The organism is Actinomadura sp. HBU206391 (assembly GCF_014323665.1).
Classification (GTDB): domain Bacteria; phylum Actinomycetota; class Actinomycetes; order Streptosporangiales; family Streptosporangiaceae; genus Actinomadura_C.
In genome coordinates this window covers 67293-86055 of the sequence record NZ_JABVEB010000001.1, presented here as the reverse complement: position 1 = coordinate 86055, position 18763 = coordinate 67293, and the positions used below count along the sequence as shown (strand labels likewise).

Sequence of the window (18763 nt, the reverse complement as noted above, 5' to 3'; positions counted from 1 at the left end):
GGTGCCGCGCGGCCTAGTCGGGCAGCAGGTTCGTCCACTCGGCGACGACCGTCGCACTGCGGTCGCTCGGCAGCCAGGCCTGGGATCCGTCGGCGGTGACGTAGAAGTTCGTGTCGTGCACCCGCGAGGTCGCCGTGTCGACGACCAGTCTCGCCTGCTGTCCTTGATGAGAGGGGATCAGTAGTCCCTGCCCGCCCTTGACCACGCCGAGGCTCTTGACGATCGGGTACGAGGCGATCGCCCGGAAGGCGGCGGCGCGGACCTTCGGAGGGGCCGGCAGCTGCGAGACCAGGGAGATCAGCCCGTCCAACACCAATTGCCTCTGCACAGCGGCGTCCGGCCGTCCCGCGCTGGTCCTGACGTCACTGCGCTTCAGGGCGTCGGCGATCCACGCCTTCAACTCGTCGGGCTTGGTCGGCAGCTTCTGCAGCCGCGCGAAGCTCACATCGGGGCCGCCCAGCCGGAACGGCGTGGGTAGGGCGAGCTTGACCACCTTGCCCTGCGACTTCTCTCCCCTGAACCAGGTCTGGCCATCGCGCCGAGTCCAGCTCTCCGACTGGAACGGCTTGTCCGCCCTTCCGCCAGTGGACGTGGTCTTGACGTACCAGTAGGTGCCGGAACCCTCTGGCGTCCGCTCCGCCGTGGTGGCCGCCACGAGCAGGATCTGCCGGGCCGACGGCTGGGCCGTCGCGGGTGGGCTGTTGGGGGTGGCGGGGGGCGCCGTCGTACCCGAGGTGACCACGACCGCGGCCGCCGCGGCCGCTGCCGTCAGGCTGAGACCGGCCGTCAGCCAGCCGGTGCGGCGCTTGGGCACCGGGCCGCGCATCCTGTTCTGGAGCCGGTGCCGGCCGCGGTCGACCGCTTCGCGCGGCATCTCGGGTGCGTCCAGCGCGGTGGCGAGCATCTGCAGGTCATCCATTGACTGCCTCCTGATCGATTGCGTCGTGCAGCTTGGTGCGGGCACGGTTGAGCCGGGAACCCACCGTGCCCGGGGGGATGCCGAGCGCCTCGCCCACCTCGTCATAGCTGAGCTGGCCCAGGGCGACGAGCAGCACGACGTCGCGCTCGCCCTGGGACAGCGCGGCGAGGGCCTTGGCCAATTGCGGCTGCATTCGGGCGGCGGCCACCGAGGCGACGACCCGGTTCTCGTGGCTGTCGGTGGCGGGCTCGGCGCCCATGCGCGCCAGCGCCTCGTAGTGACGGGCCTCTTTGCGCCGGTGACGGGCCACCAGGATGGTGGCGATACCGAACAGCCAGGGCCGCAGGTTGCCGCGCTCGGGGTCGAACCGGTCACGCCGGTCGAACGCCACGCAGAACGTCTCTGCCGCGAGATCCTCGGCCGCCTGCGCGTCCAGCCTTCCGGCCACGTACCGGTGGATGGCCTGGATGTACCGGTCGTAGACGGTGGTGAACGATTCCGGGTCCCGCCGGAACCGGGCGGCGAGCTCGGCGTCGGTCACCTGTTCGCCCACATCGGCGGTCAAGACACTGTCTCCGTCATACAGGTTCCTTCCGTGCGAAGTGGTCAACGGTCACCCGTACTCCACCGCAGGCCCGAATCGTCTTCCATGCCGCCTGCTCTGGATCACGCCGGTGCTCGCGGCCAGGCACCACAGGACGTGATGCCGTAGTCGGATGCCCCACATCCAGCGCAGGACGGCCGAAGTCAGCAGCGGAGTTCAGGTACCAGGCCGCCGCTGATCCAGGACGGGAGGAGTCGAGCCCACAAGAAGGCTGCGCTACGGGCCGCGGCTCACATGGTGATGACGACCTTGCCGCGTGCGTTGCCTTTCTCCAGATACCGGATGGCCTCTGGGGCCTCGCTCAGCGGATACGTTCTGTCGATGACCGGCGTGACCTTGCCGGCCTCGATGAACTCCGTCAAGAACTGAAGGTCCTTCTTGCGCGCCGCCGCGAGCAGCCCACGCAGTTTCTGACCCACGAACGGTGACAGCAAGACCGCTTTGAGAGTGCGCCCCGATCCCCCCACCCATCGTCCTTCTCCTTCGCCCCCGACGATGACGAGAGTTCCTTTGGGGGTGAGGGCGCGCCGGAGATGTGACAGTGAACGCATGCCTGCGGTGTCGAGGATGAGGTCATAGCGGTGCGCGCTGTCGGCGAAGTCGTCGCGTGTGTAGTCGATGACGTCGTCCGCGCCGATCGATCGGACCAGGTCCGTCTTCGTCGTGCTGCACACGCCGGTGACGTCCGCCCCGAACGCCTTGGCCAGTTGCACCGCGAACGTCCCCACGCCCCCGGCCGCACCGATGATCAGAACCTTCTGCCCCGGCTGTATTCGTCCCTTGTCGCGGAGCCCCTGCAGCGCGGTGACGGCGGAGGTGGGTACGGCTGCGGCCTGCTCGAAGGTGAGGTTCGCCGGCTTGGGCACGGACTTGTCCTCTCTGGCACACGCGTACTCGGCGAAGGACCCGTTGCAGGTACCGAACACCTCGTCACCCGCCTGGAACTCGGTGACCTTCTCGCCGACCGCCTCAACGCGCCCCGCGACGTCCCAGCCTCGAATGCGGAACTTGGGTCTCCGCAAGCCGAAGGCCATGCGAGCGAGGTACGGCAGGCCCGTCATGAGGTGCCAGACGCTGGGATCCAGCCCGGCCGCGTGCACACGCACCAGCACTTCGTCGTCCTTGAGGGTGGGCTTGTCGATGTCCTCCAGCCTGAGGACGTCCGGTGAGCCGTACTGGTCTTGGACGATCGCCTTCATGGTGTTCTCCGTCGCGTTTCGCCCGGGGCATCGCCCGCCACTCCGCGTGCCGGTTGCCGCTCCTGGTCCGGTGTGACGACCCTCGTGTTCTGGACGAGGTCATCGCTCACCTCGCAGGGTCGCGCCGCCCGACCCGGCGGAGCAAGGGCGTGGCCATTTCCGGAAGCCGCTGGAACGAACTCTCATGGCCGGCTCCGTGCACAAGGTCCTGTGGGTCCCTGCGGGCGTGAGAGGAGCCCCTTTGGTGATCAAGGGCGGGCGAGCTGGAAAGCGCCTTACCTTCAGTTTGGTTTCCGAAAGTTTCGGTACCAGAATTAGGCATATTTCCAGCTCAGGGAAGCGACCTGTGGGCGGTCTTCGAAACATTTCGATATCCGCATTGACATGTTTCGAACGGATTCTCAGACTGATCGCCAATGCCCCGGCCGGAGGGAGAGCCCTAGTGATCACCAGCCTGGCCCGCTCCAAGGTCCGTTCGAGGGTCGTCGCGCTGGCCGTGGCGGTGACGCTCTCGGTCGCCGGCGCAGTGACGGTGGCCCCCACCGAGGCCGCTGCGGCCGCTGGAGTCGAGAACGAGGGTGCCGACTGCGCAGTGCCCGGCCTGCCCGACGCAGGATCCCTGCCCACCGACTCCAGGCTCCCCGATCCCTTCAGAAAGCTGGATGGTACGCGCATCTCCGCCAAGTCCGAGTGGCGGTGCCGACGGGAAGAGATCAAGAGGCTGGCGGAGAAATTCGTCTACGGCGAGAAGCCCGTGAAGCCGGCGAGTGTCACGGGGACGGTCTCGAGGACCGGCATCACGGTGAACGTGAGCCAGGGCGGCAGGAGCGCCGGCTTCTCGGCGAGCGTCTCACTGCCGAGTGGTTCCGGACCTTTCCCGGCCGTCGTCGTCCTGGGAGGACTTGGAGCCGACACGGCCGCCATCAGAGCGGCCGGTGCCGCCGTCATCAACTACGACCCCTACGTGGTCGGGCGAGAGGGCACGCCACGGAACAACAAACAAGGCGCGTTCTACAGCGTCTACGGCTCCTCGAGCAGCACAGGGCTGCTGCTCGCCTGGGGCTGGGGGGTGAGCCGGATCATCGACGTCATCGAGCAGTCGGACGGCAGCATCCTCAAAGCGGATGCGACCGGCGTCACGGGATGTTCGCGGTTCGGAAAGGGCGCCCTCGTGACCGGTGCGTTCGATCAGCGCATCGCTTTGACCATGCCGATCGAGTCGGGTAGCGCTGGTGTTCCCATCTTCCGCGGGATTCCGGGGGAAGGCGCCCAGAGTCTGAGCAGCGCCTACGGAGAGCAGCCGTGGCTGGGCGACGCGTTCGGCTCCTTCACGAGCAGCCCGACCAGGCTGCCGGTGGACACGCACCAGATGGTGGGCATGGTCGCGCCGCGAGGACTTTTCATCATGGACAATCCGCACATCGCCAATCTGGGTCCCAGGTCGGCGAGTGTGGCGGCCTTGGGCGGAGCGGAGGTCTACAAGGCGCTCGGCGCGGGGGACAACATCACCTACTGGTCCGACATTCAGGACGGTAACCACTGCGCCAACAGGTCTGAATGGAGGACCCCGTTGCAGCAGAACATCCAGAAGTTCCTGCTGAAGACGGGCAATGCTCCCGGCGCGATCAGGATCTCGTCCAGGGCGCTCGGCAATCTGTCCGAGTGGAGAGACTGGCAGACTCCCACCCTCACCGATTCCGGCAGCGACACCACTCCGCCGAGTACGCCGGGCACCCCGGCCGCGTCCAACGTGACCGCCACCAGTGCCACGCTCACCTGGGCCGCGTCCACCGACCAGGGCGGTTCCGGCCTGGCCGGCTACAACGTCCACCGCGAGCAGGGCGCCACCGACCCGCAACTCGGCCAGTCCACCACCAACTCGATCACCCTTACCGGGCTGACCGCGAACACCCAGTACCAGGTGTACGTGCGGGCGCGTGACGGCGCGGGCAACCTGTCCGCCGACTCGCAGCCGGTCACGTTCACCACGACCACCGGCGGCGGTGGCGACACCTCGCCGCCGACGGCCCCGGCCGGCTTGGCGGCCTCGGGCACCACCTCCACGGGCACGAACCTGAGCTGGACCGCCTCGACGGACGACAACGGCGTCGCGGGCTACGACATCCTGCGCGCGCCCGGCGCGAGCGGTGGCACGTTCACCCAGGTCGGCACCTCGGTCACGACCTCGTTCGGCGACACCGGCCTGACCCCGAGCACCACCTATCGCTACCAGGTCAGGGCGAAGGACGACGCGGGCAACACCTCGCCGGTCTCGAACACCGCGGAGGTCACCACCCAGCCCGGCACGTCCACCGGAACCTGCACGGTCGTTGCGACCGTGCAGACCCAATGGCCCACCGGGTACGTCGTCCAGCCGCTGACCATTACCAACACCGGCACCTCGACGAGGACCGGATGGGCGGTCACCTTCACGCTGCCGGCCGGGCACACGCTGACCGGCTCGTGGAACGGCGCCGTCACCGTCAGCGGGCAGACCGTGATCATCAGGAACGCCGGCCACAACGGCACGCTCGCCCCCGGAGCCAGCACCAGCGTCGGTTTCCAGGCGAGCCGCCCGAACGGCAATGCCGAGGTTCCGTCCGGATACACCTGCGCCTGACAGCCGGCGCTCCCCGGCCCACCCACACCCAGCCGGTGTGGGTGGGCCGTCCGCGTTGTCGGCCATCGCGTACAGGCGTACAGGCGTTCGACCAGGCCGCCGACCACCGTTGCCGACGCGGCATCTAGACTTGGACTATTCGTTGTCTTGGATCGTTCGCGTTTGTAAGGGTAGGTTTGGCCCATGACCGCATCCCGGATTCCGACCACCGCCGAGGAGTTGCGCGGTGTCGGCCTGCGGGTGACGGCCGCCCGCGTCGCACTGCTCGAGACCGTCCGTGCCGGTGACCACCTCGGCGTCGAGGCGATCGCCTCCGGGGTGCGCGATCGCGTGGGCCATGTCTCCCTTCAAGCCGTGTACGAGGCCCTCCATGCGCTCACCGCGGCGGGACTCGTGCGCCGCATCGAACCGGCCGGCAGCCCGGCCCGGTTCGAGGGGCGCATCGGGGACAACCACCACCACGTCGTGTGCCGGTCGTGCGGTGTCGTCGCCGATGTCGACTGCGCGGTCGGCGAGGCGCCCTGCCTGACCGCGTCCAACGATCAGGGCTTCGCGATCGACGAGGCCGAGGTCGTCTACTGGGGCCTGTGCCCCGGTTGCTCCACCGCAAAAAGTTCCTGAGCGCAAGCTCTGATCCGGAAGGATTCCCGTGTCTGAAAGCCATGACACCCGCGTCGGTGAGATGAATGAGGAGAGCGCGGGCGGATGCCCGGTCTCAGCCGGGCGCTTCAATCACCCGACCGAGGGCGGGAGCAACCGTGACTGGTGGCCGAACCAGCTCAATCTGAAGATCCTCCGGAAGCACCCCGCCGTGGCGAACCCCATGGGGGAGGACTTCGACTACGCCGCTGAGTTCAACTCCCTCGACCTCGACGCCCTGGCGAGGGACGTCGACGAGGTGCTGACGGCGTCGCAGGACTGGTGGCCCGCCGACTTCGGCCATTACGGGCCGTTCATGATCCGAATGGCGTGGCACAGCGCCGGCACGTATCGCATCGAGGACGGCCGCGGCGGCGCCGGCGCCGGCATGCAGCGCTTCGCGCCGCTCAACAGCTGGCCCGACAACGGGAACCTCGACAAGGCACGCCGCCTGCTCTGGCCGGTGAAGAAGAAGTACGGCCGCAAGATCTCGTGGGCCGACCTGATGATCTTCACGGGCAACCGCGCCCTGGAGACGATGGGCTTCAAGACCTTCGGCTTCGCCGGCGGCCGGGCCGACGTCTGGGAGCCCGACGAGGACGTCTACTGGGGTCCCGAGCGCACCTGGCTCGGCGACGAGCGGTACGCCGGTGACCGGGAGCTCGAGAACCCGCTGGCCGCCGTCCAGATGGGCCTCATCTACGTCAACCCCGAGGGCCCGAACGCCAACCCGGACCCGCTCGCCTCGGCCCGGGACATCCGCGAGACGTTCCGGCGGATGGCGATGAACGACGAGGAGACCGTCGCGCTGATCGCGGGCGGGCACACGTTCGGCAAGACCCACGGTGCGGCCGACCCGGACCAGTACGTCGGCCCCGAGCCCGAGGGCGCCCCTCTCGAGGAGCAGGGCCTCGGCTGGAAGCAGTCCTTCGGCAGCGGCAAGGGCCGGGACGCGATCACCAGCGGCCTCGAGGTCACCTGGACGGCCACACCGACGACGTGGAGCAACAGCTTCTTCGACAACCTGTTCCGCTACGAGTGGGAGCTGACCAAGAGTCCCGCCGGCGCCCACCAGTGGAAGCCGAAGGACGGGGCCGGGGCCAACACCGTCCCGGACCCCGAGACCGGTGAGCTCACGCGCACCCCGACGATGCTGACGACCGACCTCGCGCTGCGGGTGGACCCGATCTACGAGCGGATCTCCCGGCGCTTCTTCGAGAACCCCGACGAGTTCGCCGACGCGTTCGCCCGGGCGTGGTTCAAGCTGACGCACCGTGACATGGGTCCGATCCAGCGCTACCTCGGTCCGCTGGTCCCGCAGGAGACGCTGGTCTGGCAGGACCCCGTACCCGCCGTCGACCACGAGCTGGTCGGGGACGAGGACGTCGCCGCACTCAAGAGCAAGATCCTCGACTCCGGGCTGTCGATCTCCCAGCTCGTCTCCACCGCGTGGGCGTCGGCCTCGACGTTCCGCGGGAGCGACAAGCGCGGCGGGGCGAACGGGGCGCGCATCCGCCTCGAGCCCCAGCGGGAGTGGGAGGCCAACGACCCCGACACGCTGGCGCAGGTGCTGCGCACCCTGGAGGGGATCCAGGAGGCCTTCAACAGCTCCCAGACCGGTGGCAAGAAGGTCTCGCTCGCCGACCTGATCGTGCTCGGTGGCTGCGCCGCCGTCGAGCAGGCCGCCAAGAACGCCGGCCACGACGTCGCGGTCCCGTTCACCCCGGGGCGCACGGACGCGTCGCAGGAGCAGACCGACGTGGAGTCGTTCGTCGCGATCGAGCCGACCGCTGACGGGTTCCGCAACCACCTCGGAAAGGGCAACCGGCTGCCGGCCGAGTTCCTCCTGGTCGACCGCGCGAACCTGCTGACCCTGAGCGCGCCCGAGATGACCGTCCTCGTGGGCGGCCTGCGCGTCCTGGGCGCGAACTCCGGGCAGTCCCCGCTGGGCGTCTTCACCTCGACGCCCGGGTCGCTGACCAACGACTTCTTCACGAACCTGCTCGACATGGGGACGGAGTGGAAGGCGACGTCCGAGGACGCGGGGACCTTCGAGGGTCGCGACCGCGCCACGGGCGAGGTCAAGTGGACCGGTAGCCGCGTCGACCTCGTCTTCGGCTCGAACTCCGAGCTGCGCGCGGTCGCCGAGGTCTACGCGAGCGACGACGCGAAGTCGAAGTTCGTGAACGACTTCGTCGCGGCGTGGGACAAGGTGATGAACCTCGACCGGTTCGACCTCGTCTGATCGTCACGTCCAGGTCGGCCCGCACGGGCCGACCTGGACGTCCTCAGCCTGCAGGGCCGTCTGTCGCAATCCCTGCCATGACCAGCAAAAACGTCCCCGATATGCGTCAGATCCACCACCCTCATGAGATCGACGCCGAGCTGACCCGCGAGCTGGTCGACTGCTGGGTCAAGGTGACCAATGCCGGCGGAGCCGCGGGGTTCCCCTTCCCTCCCGTCACCGTCGAGGATGTCGCCCCGGTGGCCGAACAGCTCATCACCGGCCTGCACCCACAGCGCAGCCGATTGGTCGTGGCTCTGGTCGACGGCGTTCTGGCGGGCTGGCTGAACATCCGCCGCGACCCCCATCCGCTGGTCGCGCACTGGGGCACCGTCTACCACGTCCAGTCACACACCGCCTTCCGCGGCCGTGGCATCGGGTCCGCCCTCATGAACCACACCCGCCAGGTCGCCCGCGATGCGATGGGCCTGGAACAACTCCATCTGGCCGCGCGGGCCGGTGTCGGCCTGGAGGACTTCTACGGTGGTCTCGGCTGGAAAGAGATCGGCCGCTGGCCCAGCGCCCTCCGCCTCGCCCCCGGTGACGACCTAGACGAGATCCTCATGGTCCTGACACCTCTGTGACACCCGCGACCAAACCCGTTCGCACCTGCGACACGGCCGCTACACAGGCGCTGAGAAGTTGGCAACTCGGTCGGCCACCGCTACCCCAAGAAGGCGACAACTCTCAGGATGACATTCCGTAGCGGGTGGCGATCGCGGCGGCGCGGTTGCGCAGGGAGTTGCGCAACCACTGCGGGGCCAGGGCTTCCGCGTTCGTGCTGAGCTGCCACAGCGCCCATTCGGCGTGTCTCGGATCTTGGAAGGTCACCTCCAGCCGCAGCCGGCCGTCTGGGTCGGCTTCTTCGGCGCGGACGGCCAGTGCGGTGCCCACCAGGTCCTCCCGCCGCGCCGGGTTCACCCGTACCAGCACGGTGACTTGGTCGCCGCCGGTCCGGAACCGCGTGCTGCGTTCCTGCCAGGCCCGGTCCAGATCGACCCGGTCTGGTCGTTGTGCGGGTTCGGCGAGTTCCTCGGCGGCCAAGACCCGGGACAGCCGGTAGGTGCGGTCCTCGCCAGACCTCGTGGCCAGCAAATAGGCCTGGTCGCGTACGGTGACCAGGCCGATCGGGTCCACCGTGCGCCACTGCGGGGTCTGGTCCACAGCCGCGTAGTGGATGCGCAGCTTGTGTCCGGCGAACACCGCGCGCAGGACCTCGGCCACGATGGTGTCAGGCACCTCCTCAGCGACCAGCCGACGCGAGAGGAGGTCGGTCTCCGGGTCGATGAGCAATCGCTGGGCCGCGCCGGCCGCGGTGTCCCGATAGCTTTCGGGGAGCGCGTCGACCACCTTGAGCATCGCCGATGCGAGCGCCGAGCCGAGGCCGAATGCCTGCGCGCCGCGCCGCGAACCGGCGACCAGCAGGGCAAGGGCCTCGTCGTGGTTCAGTCCGGTGAGCTCGGTCCGGAAACCGGGCAACAACGCGAAACCGCCGTGCCGGCCGCGTTCGGCGTAGACCGGGACGCCGGCCGCGGACAGCGCCTCGATGTCGCGCAGCACGGTGCGGGTGGATACCTCCAGCTCGCGGGCCAGCGCCGCCGCTGACAGCCGACCGTGCTGGCGCAGCAGCAGCACCAGCGAGACCAACCGGTCGGCGCGCATACGAAAACTCTACAGAAATACACGACACAGGATGTCGTGATTTACCGCGATGCTGATCAACGCGACGAAAAGACGGCGGCTGCCTAGCCGATGGACGTACGTGATGTCGACGAATCGAATGGAGCTGATATGGCAATGGAGCGAACGACGGTAAACCCGTGGGCGTGGTCGGTGGAGATGGGGTACAACCAGGGTGAGATCGTCTCCGGGCACACCCGGACCCTGTACTGCGACCTGATGGTCGAGCTTGAGGGGACCGCCGTCGGATGATGCGGCCTCGCCGCCTCCGGCAGCCCTGCCGGTCGAACCGGTACGAGTGGTAGGCAGGTGGGTGATGTGCGGTGCTCAGGATGGTGACGATCGGCGTCTATGGCTTCGGCGGCGAGTCCTTCCTGCAACGACTGCGGCACGCGGACGTTCGTCTGCTGCTCGACGTACGCCGGCGCCGCGGTGTCCGCGGACCCGAGTACGCCTGGGCGAACTCACGTCGGCTGCAGGCGGCCCTCGCCCATGCTCGGATCGCCTACGAGCACCACCCCGAGCTCGCCCCGACCACCGAGCTACGTCGGCTCCAGTACGCCGAGGATGACCGCCAAGGGGCCGGCAAGCGCTCGCGCCGCGAACTCGCTGCCGAGTACACCCGCCGCTACACGACCGAGATCCTCGACCGCGCCAGCCTCACGCCGATCGTGTCGGAGCTGTCGAGCAGTGGGACCGCAGCGCTGCTCTGTGTCGAGCGCGACCCCGAGGCCTGCCACCGCTCGTTGATCGCCCAGCGGCTGACCGAGCAGCACCACGTCACGATCGAGCACCTGCGCCCGTTGTGACGCGTGAATTCCTAGGGTTCGCGGGCAGCGGTGATCGCCGCCGCTGCTCTGGCCGGCGTCCTGGATCACGCCCGCTCAGGGCGACGGCCGGCACTGCCCAGGTGATAGGCGGCCTTCAGGCGGCCACGTGGGGCGGAGGGCCCTGCATTGTGACGGTGCAGGGCCCTCTGTACTGCCTCAACCTTGCGTTGGGATGCCGGCCGCGTGTTACGAGCCGCTCGCCACCTCCCACGGCCACGCCGCGTCGCGCCCCCGCTCCAGGAGCGGGATCATCCCGAAGGCCGCGTCGGAGAGCCCGCCGAAGGTGTGCCGGTTGGGGGAGCCGGACGGCGTCGCGCCGTGGGTGTAGCCGCCGAAGTTCCACATGTACAGCGCCGTGCTCTGCGGGATTAGTTCGTCGATCGCGGTCGGTGCCATCCCGCCCCAGCCCTGTCCGTTGGAGGGCAGGTAGCCGGGTCGGGTCTGCTCGTCGGTGACGATGACGATCCGGTCGTGCCCGCGCAGGTGCGCCTTCACGGCCGAGGGGATGTCGGTGCCGTTCAGCCGGCGGAACCGATCGATCACCTTCAGCACCGACTCGCCGCGCCTGAACCGGATCGGGGCGTTCTCGATGCCGAATTCGACCAGGTCGGCGTCCTGGGCGCGCAGCGCGACCGCGGCGCCGAACACCGCGGCGGCGTCCGCCCACGGCATCGTCGACCGCTTGGAGAACTGTGCGTGCCACATCGACGGTGACCGGTCGACCAGCACGAGCGTCCGGCCGGGCAGCCGCGGGACGTTGTCGAGCGAGTGGTTGAGGGCCTGCTCGAGCGGCCACGCCCACCGCAGCGACGGCGCGGCGCGGTGCGCGGACAGGAACCGGAACGGCAGCATCCGAGACTTCGCGATCACTGCGCGGTCGGTGAGCTTCGCCGCGACCTGGGCGGCGACCTCATCGGACACCTCGGCCTCGTCGAAGTTCCGGAGGTTCCGCACGAGCGCGAAGATCCCCATGCTCGGGACGATCGACTCCCACACCTTCGCGTCCATGGGCCCCTGCAGCCACCCGGCGACCGCCTCCCACGTCATCCCGGCGTCCTTGAGCACGAAGGCCGCCTGGGTGCGGTCGAACAGCGCACGCCGCTCCTCCACCGGCCACGACATCAGCTCGGCCCGGTTCCCGAGCATCACGAGCGACTCCGGGATGGGGACGTCGCGGCCGTGGCGCCGGTCGATCGCGTGCTTGAACAGATCACCTTGCGGGGCCGAGGACGGCGACGGGTGGGTGAGCTCGATGACATCGCCGAACCGGTAGCCGGCGCCGGCGCTGTCGTACTTGAGCAGCGAGCGCTCGGTGTACAGGCGGCGGAGGGCATCCTCGATGCCGCGCTTGATCGGCTTGGGCACCGACCGCCCGTACTTGGACGTCCAGTACGCGAGCAGTTCGCCCGGCTCGTCGGCGCGCTGGAGCACCGACGCGATGACCCGGCGGTTCGCCGCGATCGAGTAGCCGAGGGAGTCGCCGCCCTCGACGGTGTGGTGCTTGCGCGGGAGGGGCTGTTCGCCGCCGTGCTGCAGCCGGCCGCGGACGTACTCGGCGGCGCCGACCAGCGCGGCCGACCGCATGTTCGCCTCGCTGCGCATCCACTCGAGCAGGCCGGCGGTCCAGACGGGGTCTTCGATGGCGCACCGCTGGACGAGATGGACGTACCGGTCGTCGCGCTGCCTGGCCTGCTCGTAGAAGGTCTCCTCGCCGACCATGTTGCTGATCGCGAGGAGGTAGAGCTCGCTCTTGGCGTCGCGGGCGTACCCGGGCGCTCCCTCATGGGTGCGGCCGGACGGCGTCGGCTCGGACTTCACCGGGCTCGACGTCGCGGCGCCGACACCCGCGCGGTTGAACTTGGACATGCGAAACGCTCCTTCCGTCGCACCGGGAGGAGCCTTCGGAATCGTGCCCGAGATCAAGTCGGCGACGGTGACGTAAGGGCTCTGCCTGACTGAGCTACATCCCCGCGGGGGACGACGGGATTTGAACCCGCGACCTCCCAATCACAAGGTGGAGGTGACCATTGCCTGCGCACCGGGAACGATCTGAAGTTGTATCCCCCCGAGATCAATACAGCACCGGCGTAGTTTCACACGCGCCGAAGCGCATCCACCGAAGTAGCCGGGGCCTTCGCACCGAGGGGCGCTGCGTCGAAAGTACCGCAAGACCTCCCAGAACCGCACCCTGAATACCGCTGCGCAATCGGCGATGCGCGCCAGTTGTGCGGGGAGTTGACCGGGCGTCCCCCGATGCGCGGGCGGCGATGCACCCGGGTTCACTCGTGCCTGCGCTCGACGAGTCGCTGAAGACCCGGCTGAAAAAGAAGATGGGAGACGATCCGAAGATCGTCTCCCGGAATTCTCCCGCGGAGAGGGCGTACCCTCTCCGTTCCAGGCCCCGAGAGAGGGCCTGACCTGCGTCGTGGTGGCGGGATTTGAACCCACGACCTCTCGTCCAGAAGCATTCCGGTGAGTCGGTTGAGGTTTGTCTGAGTCGATCGGGGAGCCCCTCACCTGCACCGACGCCGGGCCGAGCCCCGAGGACGTGGCCTCGCCGGGCGGGAAATCAGTGCCCGTTGAGCTCCGATATCCCAAAGGTCACCATCCCGCTCACGGATTCGGCGGCGCCGTGCTGCAAGTACTTGTGAACCTTGCCCAGCACGTTGGCGGACATCGTCCCGACCCGTAGATGCACCGGCCCGAGCGGCCCGTGCGGGCCGAGCGCCCAGGTGCCCCCGACGGCCGCCCGCATCACCTCGCCGGCGTAGGCGCCGCCGAGCACGATCAGATCGCCGTCGGTGAAGTCCTCATCGACATCGTCCGGCCCCAGGCCGTGCTCCGCACGTCTGGCCTCCAGGATCTCGTCGAGTCTCGGCAGCGACTCCACCGACCCGTCCAAGCCGTGTCGCCTGGCGAAGTTCGCGGCGTTCGCGGCCTGCAGAGCGTTGATGTCGGGTTGTCCGTCGGGCAGGTTCGGGATCCGCGGCACGCGTCCGGAGGCCTGCTGACGGGAGCCAGGGTCACCGGTCAGGACCCTGACGCCCTTGGAGCGCAGGTACTCCAGTACCCCGGCCGGTGGCTCATCGGGCCCCCACACGGTCACCGTGGAGCGCTTGCCCTCCGCCCGCCTGCTCTCGGCGTATCCGAGCACCCCGGCGATCTTGATGAGCAACTGGACGTGATACAGCGCTTCGTCCTCCACAGGCCAGCCCGCGCCCGCGATGACGTGCAATTCCTCGCCGCCTTCCGGGTCGGACGAGACGAGGTCGACGGTCTCCAGATCAGCGAGTCCCATGCTTTCTCCATTTCGGTCGGCGAGAATCGTGCCTCGGGTCGTACGGGGCGATTTCGAGCAGTGATCATATCTAGAAGTGGCTACTGCGTAGGCCCCGAGGGCGCGCCACTGCAGCAAACGGAGCGGGCGTATTCGGCCTGCCCCCGCGTTAGCAGCGCAGCAGCCGATGCCGCAGCGTGAGGCTCACCAGTGGATTGCGATGATCTCGCTATCGATAAACCTTTGGACAGTGGGCGTATTCGCGGGGCTAGAACGAAACGCACTCATATGGAAAACCGGGTCAGTCTGTAGGTCTGCTTCGACCTCAATCAACTGGCCACGACCCAACCGGTCGCAGGCGATCGCCCAAGGTCGGTCGGCTCCCCGATCGGCTCTTGACGACCGCGAAGACAGAAAAGGCCCCGGAGTGCGCCATCGTCGCCGGCCGGACGCTGGTCCGTGGAGATCTGCAGGAGCCGTTCCTCGACCGGTGGACGCAGTGGGACGCACCTCGGACGCCCGCCAGTAGTTCGACGGCACCAGCACGCCGCTCATGATTGCCGCATGGGTCAGTTGTGCTGCCTCGTCGGGCTGACCGGCAGCCAGCAGCGCCAGCGACAGGTCAAGACGCGCGGATGCGGCCCGGCGTGGACGTGGCGGACCCTCTGCCACTGATTCCAAGCGAGCGAGCACCCGTCTGGCGTACGGCTCGGCGGCCGGATCCCCGAGCCATGACAGCGTCGTTGCGGCGTAGGCATCACCTTTCCCCGGGTCGTACCGGTAGTGATGCATGGGCGGTCTGGTGCCGATGGGCAGCTGGGATGGCATCGTGTCGGACGGTCCGCACACCATCCGGATCCGACAAGGGGTCTCATGCGTAGCGACTGGACCGATCTGCCGCCCGAGGTGCTCGGCGCGATCAAGGCGCACACCGGCCCGATCCACCACGTCGAGCCCGCGCCGACCGGGAACCACGCCGACATCGCCGCCACCGTGCACGCCGTGGGCGGGCGGGTGTTCGTCAAAGCCGCCCGGAAAGTGTCGGCGGATCGGGACGGGCCGGAGGTCCGGTCCCTGCGTAACGAGGCCAGGATCAACCTGCACGTGTGCGAGTTCGCCCCCCGGCTTCTGTGGGAAGCAGAGGCCGGGGGGTGGCTCGCCCTCGGGTTCGAGCATGTGCACGGCAGGCATGCCGACTACTCACCGGGCTCGCCAGACCTCGAACTGCTGGTAAAAGTCATCGACGGCCTTCAGGCGGTGCCCTGCCCCGACGTGGTCGGCATGCGGGTCGAGCGGCGCTGGGAGACCGTCGCCGACGACGTGACACCGATGGCCGGTGACGCGCTCCTGCACACCGACGTGAACGCCACCAACCTGCTCATCACCGACGACGGCCGCGCCTACGTCGTGGACTGGGCGTTCACCTCCCGCGGAGCGGCTTGGGTGGAGTTGGGCCTCCTGATCCCCTGGCTGCTCAAGGCGGGCCATACACCGGCCGAGGCCGCGCGATGGGTCGCCCGGTTCCCCTCATGGGCCAGCGCCGACCCAGCCGACGTCGACCTGTTCTCCGACGCGTTCGCCGAGCGGTGGGCCCGGCACGCGGCCGGCAACGGTGAAGGCTGGGTTACCGAGCACGCCGAACTCACCCGCCGGTGGGCCGACTACCGCAGGAGCCTGCGGTGACCGCCTGGACCCAGGTACACCCCGCCCAGCTGGTGACCACGCCGACCGGTGCGATCGTCGACGTCGATGTGGAGATGGTCCCGCTCATGACCGAGATCTGGCGGCTCCGATTCACCACGCTCATCTGCTGCCAGGACGCCGGCGAGGCGATCCTCGGAGGTGGGACTCGTACACCGCCGGAGAAGCGCGCAGACGCAGCGGCACGCACCACCGGACGCGCACCAGCTGTACGAGCTCGACGACGGCAGCCTGTTGCGCCGCCCGCCGAAAGACAACTCCTTCAGGGACGTGGACGCTGCCGCACCGGTTCTCCGCGCTGGTGTCCGCGCACATCGCCCGTACGGCGCCGCGGGCCGTGCGCCTGCCACGGGCTGACGTACGTGTTCCGTGGGAAGGACGCCGCCGGGCCGAGGGGCGCGGGCCTTGCCGACGTCGCCCGCCGCGCCGGCGTCTCGGCCGAGACGGTGTCGAACGTCCTTAACCGGCCCGAGCGGGTGGCCGAGAGAACCCGGGTCCTGGTCGAGGACGCGATCGCTGGTCTCGGGTTCGTTCGCGGCGGCCGGGTCCACGCGGCCGTCGCTGCTCACTGGCGACGGAGCGGATTCGCGACTTGGATCTTTCAACCGGCGGCGACGGGGTGGTTCCCGCCCAAGAGCCCGCAGAAGGCCCGGCCGGTGCCGCTGCTCGCCGACCCGTTCCCCGGTGTGCCAGTCCGCGGCCGGAACGCCGCCGGCCGCGCGGAAGCGAACTGGACGCCGATCGCCCGCGGGCTAACACCCCACGGTCTGCGGCACTCCCACAAGACGCTGATGGCCGAGCTGCGTACGCCGGAGGTCCTCGGCCATGAGCGACTCGGTCACGAGCTGGAGGGGATCGGCGGCCGGTACTCACATGTGACGCAGACCATGCGGACGGAGGTGTGCGATCAGCTCCCGAGCGGTGGTTCGCGGCGCTGGACGCTCGTCTGGCGATGAATCCACGGTCTCTGATGATCGCCCTCGACGAGGTTCTGATGGCCCGTGCCCAGAAAGGAAAGTGGGACGATCCGAAGATCGTCCCACAGAATTCCCACAGGAGAACGTTTTAGTTCTCCGGGCCAAGCCCCGAAAGGGGCCTGACCTGTGTCGGGGTGGCGGGATTTGAACCCACGACCTCTTCGTCCCGAATGAATCCCAGGCTCGGGTGACCTGCGCTTCCCTGCCCGAGCAGGAGCGCGACCGGCGCAGACGCCATCAGCGGAGTTCGTCGACGTTCGTGGTTGACCGCAGAAGTAGGCGGCCTTTCAGGCGGCCCATCCGTACATCTGCTCAGATCACGTGCAGTCATACGTGTATCCAAGATTTATCCCGCGTTTGTCCTGGTCAGCGCCTCAGGGATACATGAGATACATGGGATGCATACGCCTCTGATTCAAAACGCTCGAGGATCTCTACAGCGGGGTGAGCGGTGGCGGAATTGACGTAGACCGTCCGCGGGCGCGATCTACCCGGGCATCAGACGCCGGAGGGGCTGGCCACACGCCACCAGGTGAACGTAACGGGCTATTCGACCCATGCGAGCGGCGTCCGACTGGGCAGCCACAGCGATCATGCCATACGGACGCCGACGAGCTTGACCAGGAAGCGGTCGACTTGCTCCTCCAGCGGTGGCCATGGCAGATCGGGCTGGTTGACGCGCATCGAGACGGTGCCGTGGACGGCCGCGCGCAGGTCGAACGTGACGGTTGCGGCGTCGTCGATCGGCGCGAGCCCGGCATCCATGCACCGCTGGATCGCGGCGGTGGTCCGCTCTGCCAGCTCGTTCTTGAACGACATGTCGGTGCGCCGGTTGAGCGTGCTCTCGTGCAGCACCTTGTACAGGCCCGGGTGCCGGTGGGCCCAGGTGCCGAGCAGCACGGTGCGGGCGCGCAGCAGCTGCACCGGATCGTCGGAGGCGGCCCCGGCCTCGTCGACGGCGCGCAACAGGTCGTCGTTGCAGCGCCGGATGGCGGCAAGCACCAGGGCGTCGCGGTCGGCGAAGTGGATGTAGACGGACGTCGCGGCGATACCGACCTCGCGCGCGACGGCGCGTAGCGACAGCGCCTCGTCGTCGGCCAGCTCGTCGAGCATGCGCAGGGCGGCCGTGACGATGTCCGCCCGCAGGCGTTCGCCCTGGCCCCGCGGGTTGCGGTCCCGGCTGCCGCGCCTGACCGAGGAAGTCGAGTCCATGACCGCAATTGTAGAGGAACGGCCGTTAGGCTACAGTTGTAACACAACAGTCGTTCACTTACGGAGAGGCATCACCATGGACACCACGTCCGAGCAGCTCGAGAGGAACAAACAGACCGTCCTCGCCTTCTACGAGGCTGGCCTGAACAACAAGGACTTCGCCGCCGCGTCAGCTCTTATCGGCGACCGCTACGTCCAGCACAACCCGCGGATCGCCGACGGCGTCGAGGGCTTCAAGGGGTTCGTCACGCAGATCGCCGAGGAGTTCCCCGGCCTCCGCGCCGAGGTCAAGCGGATCGTCGCCGAGGGCGACTACGTCGTCGCGCACGTCCACGGCGTGCGGGTGCCCGGCCAGACCGGTACCGCCATCGTCGACATCTTCCGGTTCGACGGCGACCGTATCGTCGAGCACTGGGACGTCATGCAGCCGATCCCTGAGCGGTCCGCGAACCCGAACGGCATGTTCTGAGGCCCGCGAAGGACATTCAAGGATCGCCATGACCACAGCCGTAGAATCCGTCGGGCCCGCGCCAGCCTCCGGATCCCCGTCCGCCTCCGCGGGCGCGACGCGCTGACGCCGCGTCGCGCCCGCCGTCTCACCCCGCCGTGCCGCCCCCGTCGATCGCGAGGGCGGCACCGGTTATGAACGCCGCCTCGTTGCTGAGGAGGAAGGCGACGAACGTCGCGACCTCGTCGGCCGAGGCTCTCGCGTTCGGTCGGGCACACGACGACGGCGACGACGGAGGCGGTCTACCTTCACGAGCTGCGTCCGGTCATCACGTAGGGGCCGAGATCATCGGCGGGGCGTTGGAAGTCGACCT

14 protein-coding genes and 3 pseudogenes are annotated in these 18763 nt (G+C 68.5%); 9 read left to right on the top strand and 8 right to left on the bottom strand.

What is annotated here, in order from left to right:
• Positions 1-13: 13 nt before the first annotated feature.
• The 3 genes from HKK72_RS00435 to HKK72_RS00425 all read right to left on the bottom strand — a co-directional run bounded on the left by HKK72_RS00435 (position 14) and on the right by HKK72_RS00425 (position 2722).
• Positions 14-919, bottom strand: coding sequence for a CU044_5270 family protein (locus HKK72_RS00435; RefSeq protein ID WP_187232167.1), 906 nt, complete (start codon positions 917-919; stop codon positions 14-16).
• Positions 912-1484 (bottom strand): RNA polymerase sigma factor, encoded by a 573-nt coding sequence (locus HKK72_RS00430; RefSeq protein ID WP_187232166.1) that lies wholly within the window; start codon positions 1482-1484, stop codon positions 912-914. Before HKK72_RS00430 ends, HKK72_RS00435 begins: the two co-directional genes overlap by 8 nt.
• A 269-nt stretch (positions 1485-1753) precedes the next feature.
• Positions 1754-2722: an NAD(P)-dependent alcohol dehydrogenase gene (locus tag HKK72_RS00425; RefSeq protein WP_187232165.1), complete on the bottom strand. Its 969-nt coding sequence runs from the start codon at positions 2720-2722 to the stop codon at positions 1754-1756.
• A 442-nt stretch (positions 2723-3164) separates the two neighbouring features.
• Between HKK72_RS00425 and HKK72_RS40450 the strand changes: the two genes are divergently transcribed.
• The 4 genes from HKK72_RS40450 (at position 3165) to HKK72_RS00405 (ending at position 8849) form a co-directional block, all read left to right on the top strand.
• Complete coding sequence (locus HKK72_RS40450) at positions 3165-5342, top strand: fibronectin type III domain-containing protein (RefSeq protein WP_315987000.1); 2178 nt, start codon at positions 3165-3167, stop codon at positions 5340-5342.
• 183 nt (positions 5343-5525) lie between these two features.
• Positions 5526-5963 (top strand): Fur family transcriptional regulator, encoded by a 438-nt coding sequence (locus HKK72_RS00415; RefSeq protein ID WP_187232164.1) that lies wholly within the window; start codon positions 5526-5528, stop codon positions 5961-5963.
• Positions 5964-6024: 61 nt separating this feature from the next.
• A complete protein-coding gene (gene katG, locus HKK72_RS00410; RefSeq protein ID WP_222720204.1) occupies positions 6025-8226 on the top strand; it encodes a catalase/peroxidase HPI in 2202 nt (733 codons plus the stop codon).
• Between the two features lie 77 nt (positions 8227-8303).
• A complete protein-coding gene (locus HKK72_RS00405) occupies positions 8304-8849 on the top strand; it encodes a GNAT family N-acetyltransferase (protein ID WP_187232162.1) in 546 nt (181 codons plus the stop codon).
• Positions 8850-8952: 103 nt separating this feature from the next.
• Here the strand turns inward: HKK72_RS00405 and HKK72_RS00400 are convergent, their stop codons facing one another.
• Entirely contained in the window at positions 8953-9927 is a 975-nt protein-coding gene (locus HKK72_RS00400; protein ID WP_187232161.1) for a helix-turn-helix transcriptional regulator, read from the bottom strand.
• A gap of 135 nt (positions 9928-10062) precedes the next feature.
• On the opposite strand from HKK72_RS00400, the pseudogene HKK72_RS00395 reads away from it, so the two are divergent.
• Positions 10063-10158 (top strand): annotated as a pseudogene (locus HKK72_RS00395) (RidA family protein); the annotation flags it as partial.
• 119 nt (positions 10159-10277) lie between these two features.
• Positions 10278-10754 carry a DUF488 domain-containing protein gene (locus tag HKK72_RS00390; protein ID WP_222720162.1) on the top strand — a complete coding sequence of 159 codons (477 nt, stop codon included), beginning with the start codon at positions 10278-10280 and terminating at the stop codon, positions 10752-10754.
• A 207-nt stretch (positions 10755-10961) separates the two neighbouring features.
• Here HKK72_RS00390 and HKK72_RS00385 read toward each other — a convergent pair whose 3' ends face one another.
• Entirely contained in the window at positions 10962-12641 is a 1680-nt protein-coding gene (locus tag HKK72_RS00385) for a TROVE domain-containing protein (protein ID WP_187232159.1), read from the bottom strand.
• A gap of 703 nt (positions 12642-13344) precedes the next feature.
• Positions 13345-14073: a hypothetical protein gene (locus HKK72_RS00380; protein WP_187232158.1), complete on the bottom strand. Its 729-nt coding sequence runs from the start codon at positions 14071-14073 to the stop codon at positions 13345-13347.
• 852 nt (positions 14074-14925) lie between these two features.
• On the opposite strand from HKK72_RS00380, the gene HKK72_RS00375 reads away from it, so the two are divergent.
• Together HKK72_RS00375 and HKK72_RS40445 are read left to right on the top strand one after the other, a co-directional pair.
• Complete coding sequence (locus tag HKK72_RS00375; RefSeq protein ID WP_187232157.1) at positions 14926-15735, top strand: phosphotransferase family protein; 810 nt, start codon at positions 14926-14928, stop codon at positions 15733-15735.
• A gap of 380 nt (positions 15736-16115) precedes the next feature.
• Positions 16116-16289 (top strand): annotated as a pseudogene (locus tag HKK72_RS40445) (LacI family DNA-binding transcriptional regulator); the annotation flags it as partial.
• A 1032-nt stretch (positions 16290-17321) separates the two neighbouring features.
• Here HKK72_RS40445 and HKK72_RS00365 read toward each other — a convergent pair.
• Positions 17322-17942: a TetR/AcrR family transcriptional regulator gene (locus tag HKK72_RS00365; protein WP_187232156.1), complete on the bottom strand. Its 621-nt coding sequence runs from the start codon at positions 17940-17942 to the stop codon at positions 17322-17324.
• A 76-nt stretch (positions 17943-18018) separates the two neighbouring features.
• On the opposite strand from HKK72_RS00365, the gene HKK72_RS00360 reads away from it, so the two are divergent.
• A complete protein-coding gene (locus tag HKK72_RS00360; RefSeq protein ID WP_187232155.1) occupies positions 18019-18411 on the top strand; it encodes an ester cyclase in 393 nt (130 codons plus the stop codon).
• Positions 18412-18538: 127 nt separating this feature from the next.
• Here HKK72_RS00360 and HKK72_RS40440 read toward each other — a convergent pair.
• A pseudogene (locus HKK72_RS40440) lies at positions 18539-18601 on the bottom strand (hypothetical protein); the annotation flags it as partial.
• Between the last annotated feature and the right edge of the window lie 162 nt (positions 18602-18763).

Bases quoted from the DNA above. Each gene is read 5' to 3' on its own strand.
- HKK72_RS00435 (WP_187232167.1), bottom strand. From the start codon at position 919: ATGGATGACCTGCAGATGCTCGCCACCGCGCTGGACGCACCCGAGATG.
- HKK72_RS00425 (WP_187232165.1), bottom strand. From the start codon at position 2,722: ATGAAGGCGATCGTCCAAGACCAGTACGGCTCACCGGACGTCCTCAGG.
- HKK72_RS00415 (WP_187232164.1), top strand. From the start codon at position 5,526: ATGACCGCATCCCGGATTCCGACCACCGCCGAGGAGTTGCGCGGTGTC.
- katG (WP_222720204.1), top strand. From the start codon at position 6,025: ATGAATGAGGAGAGCGCGGGCGGATGCCCGGTCTCAGCCGGGCGCTTC.
- HKK72_RS00405 (WP_187232162.1), top strand. From the start codon at position 8,304: ATGACCAGCAAAAACGTCCCCGATATGCGTCAGATCCACCACCCTCAT.
- HKK72_RS00400 (WP_187232161.1), bottom strand. From the start codon at position 9,927: ATGCGCGCCGACCGGTTGGTCTCGCTGGTGCTGCTGCTGCGCCAGCAC.
- HKK72_RS00390 (WP_222720162.1), top strand. From the start codon at position 10,278: ATGGTGACGATCGGCGTCTATGGCTTCGGCGGCGAGTCCTTCCTGCAA.
- HKK72_RS00385 (WP_187232159.1), bottom strand. From the start codon at position 12,641: ATGTCCAAGTTCAACCGCGCGGGTGTCGGCGCCGCGACGTCGAGCCCG.
- HKK72_RS00380 (WP_187232158.1), bottom strand. From the start codon at position 14,073: ATGGGACTCGCTGATCTGGAGACCGTCGACCTCGTCTCGTCCGACCCG.
- HKK72_RS00375 (WP_187232157.1), top strand. From the start codon at position 14,926: ATGCGTAGCGACTGGACCGATCTGCCGCCCGAGGTGCTCGGCGCGATC.
- HKK72_RS00365 (WP_187232156.1), bottom strand. From the start codon at position 17,942: ATGGACTCGACTTCCTCGGTCAGGCGCGGCAGCCGGGACCGCAACCCG.
- HKK72_RS00360 (WP_187232155.1), top strand. From the start codon at position 18,019: ATGGACACCACGTCCGAGCAGCTCGAGAGGAACAAACAGACCGTCCTC.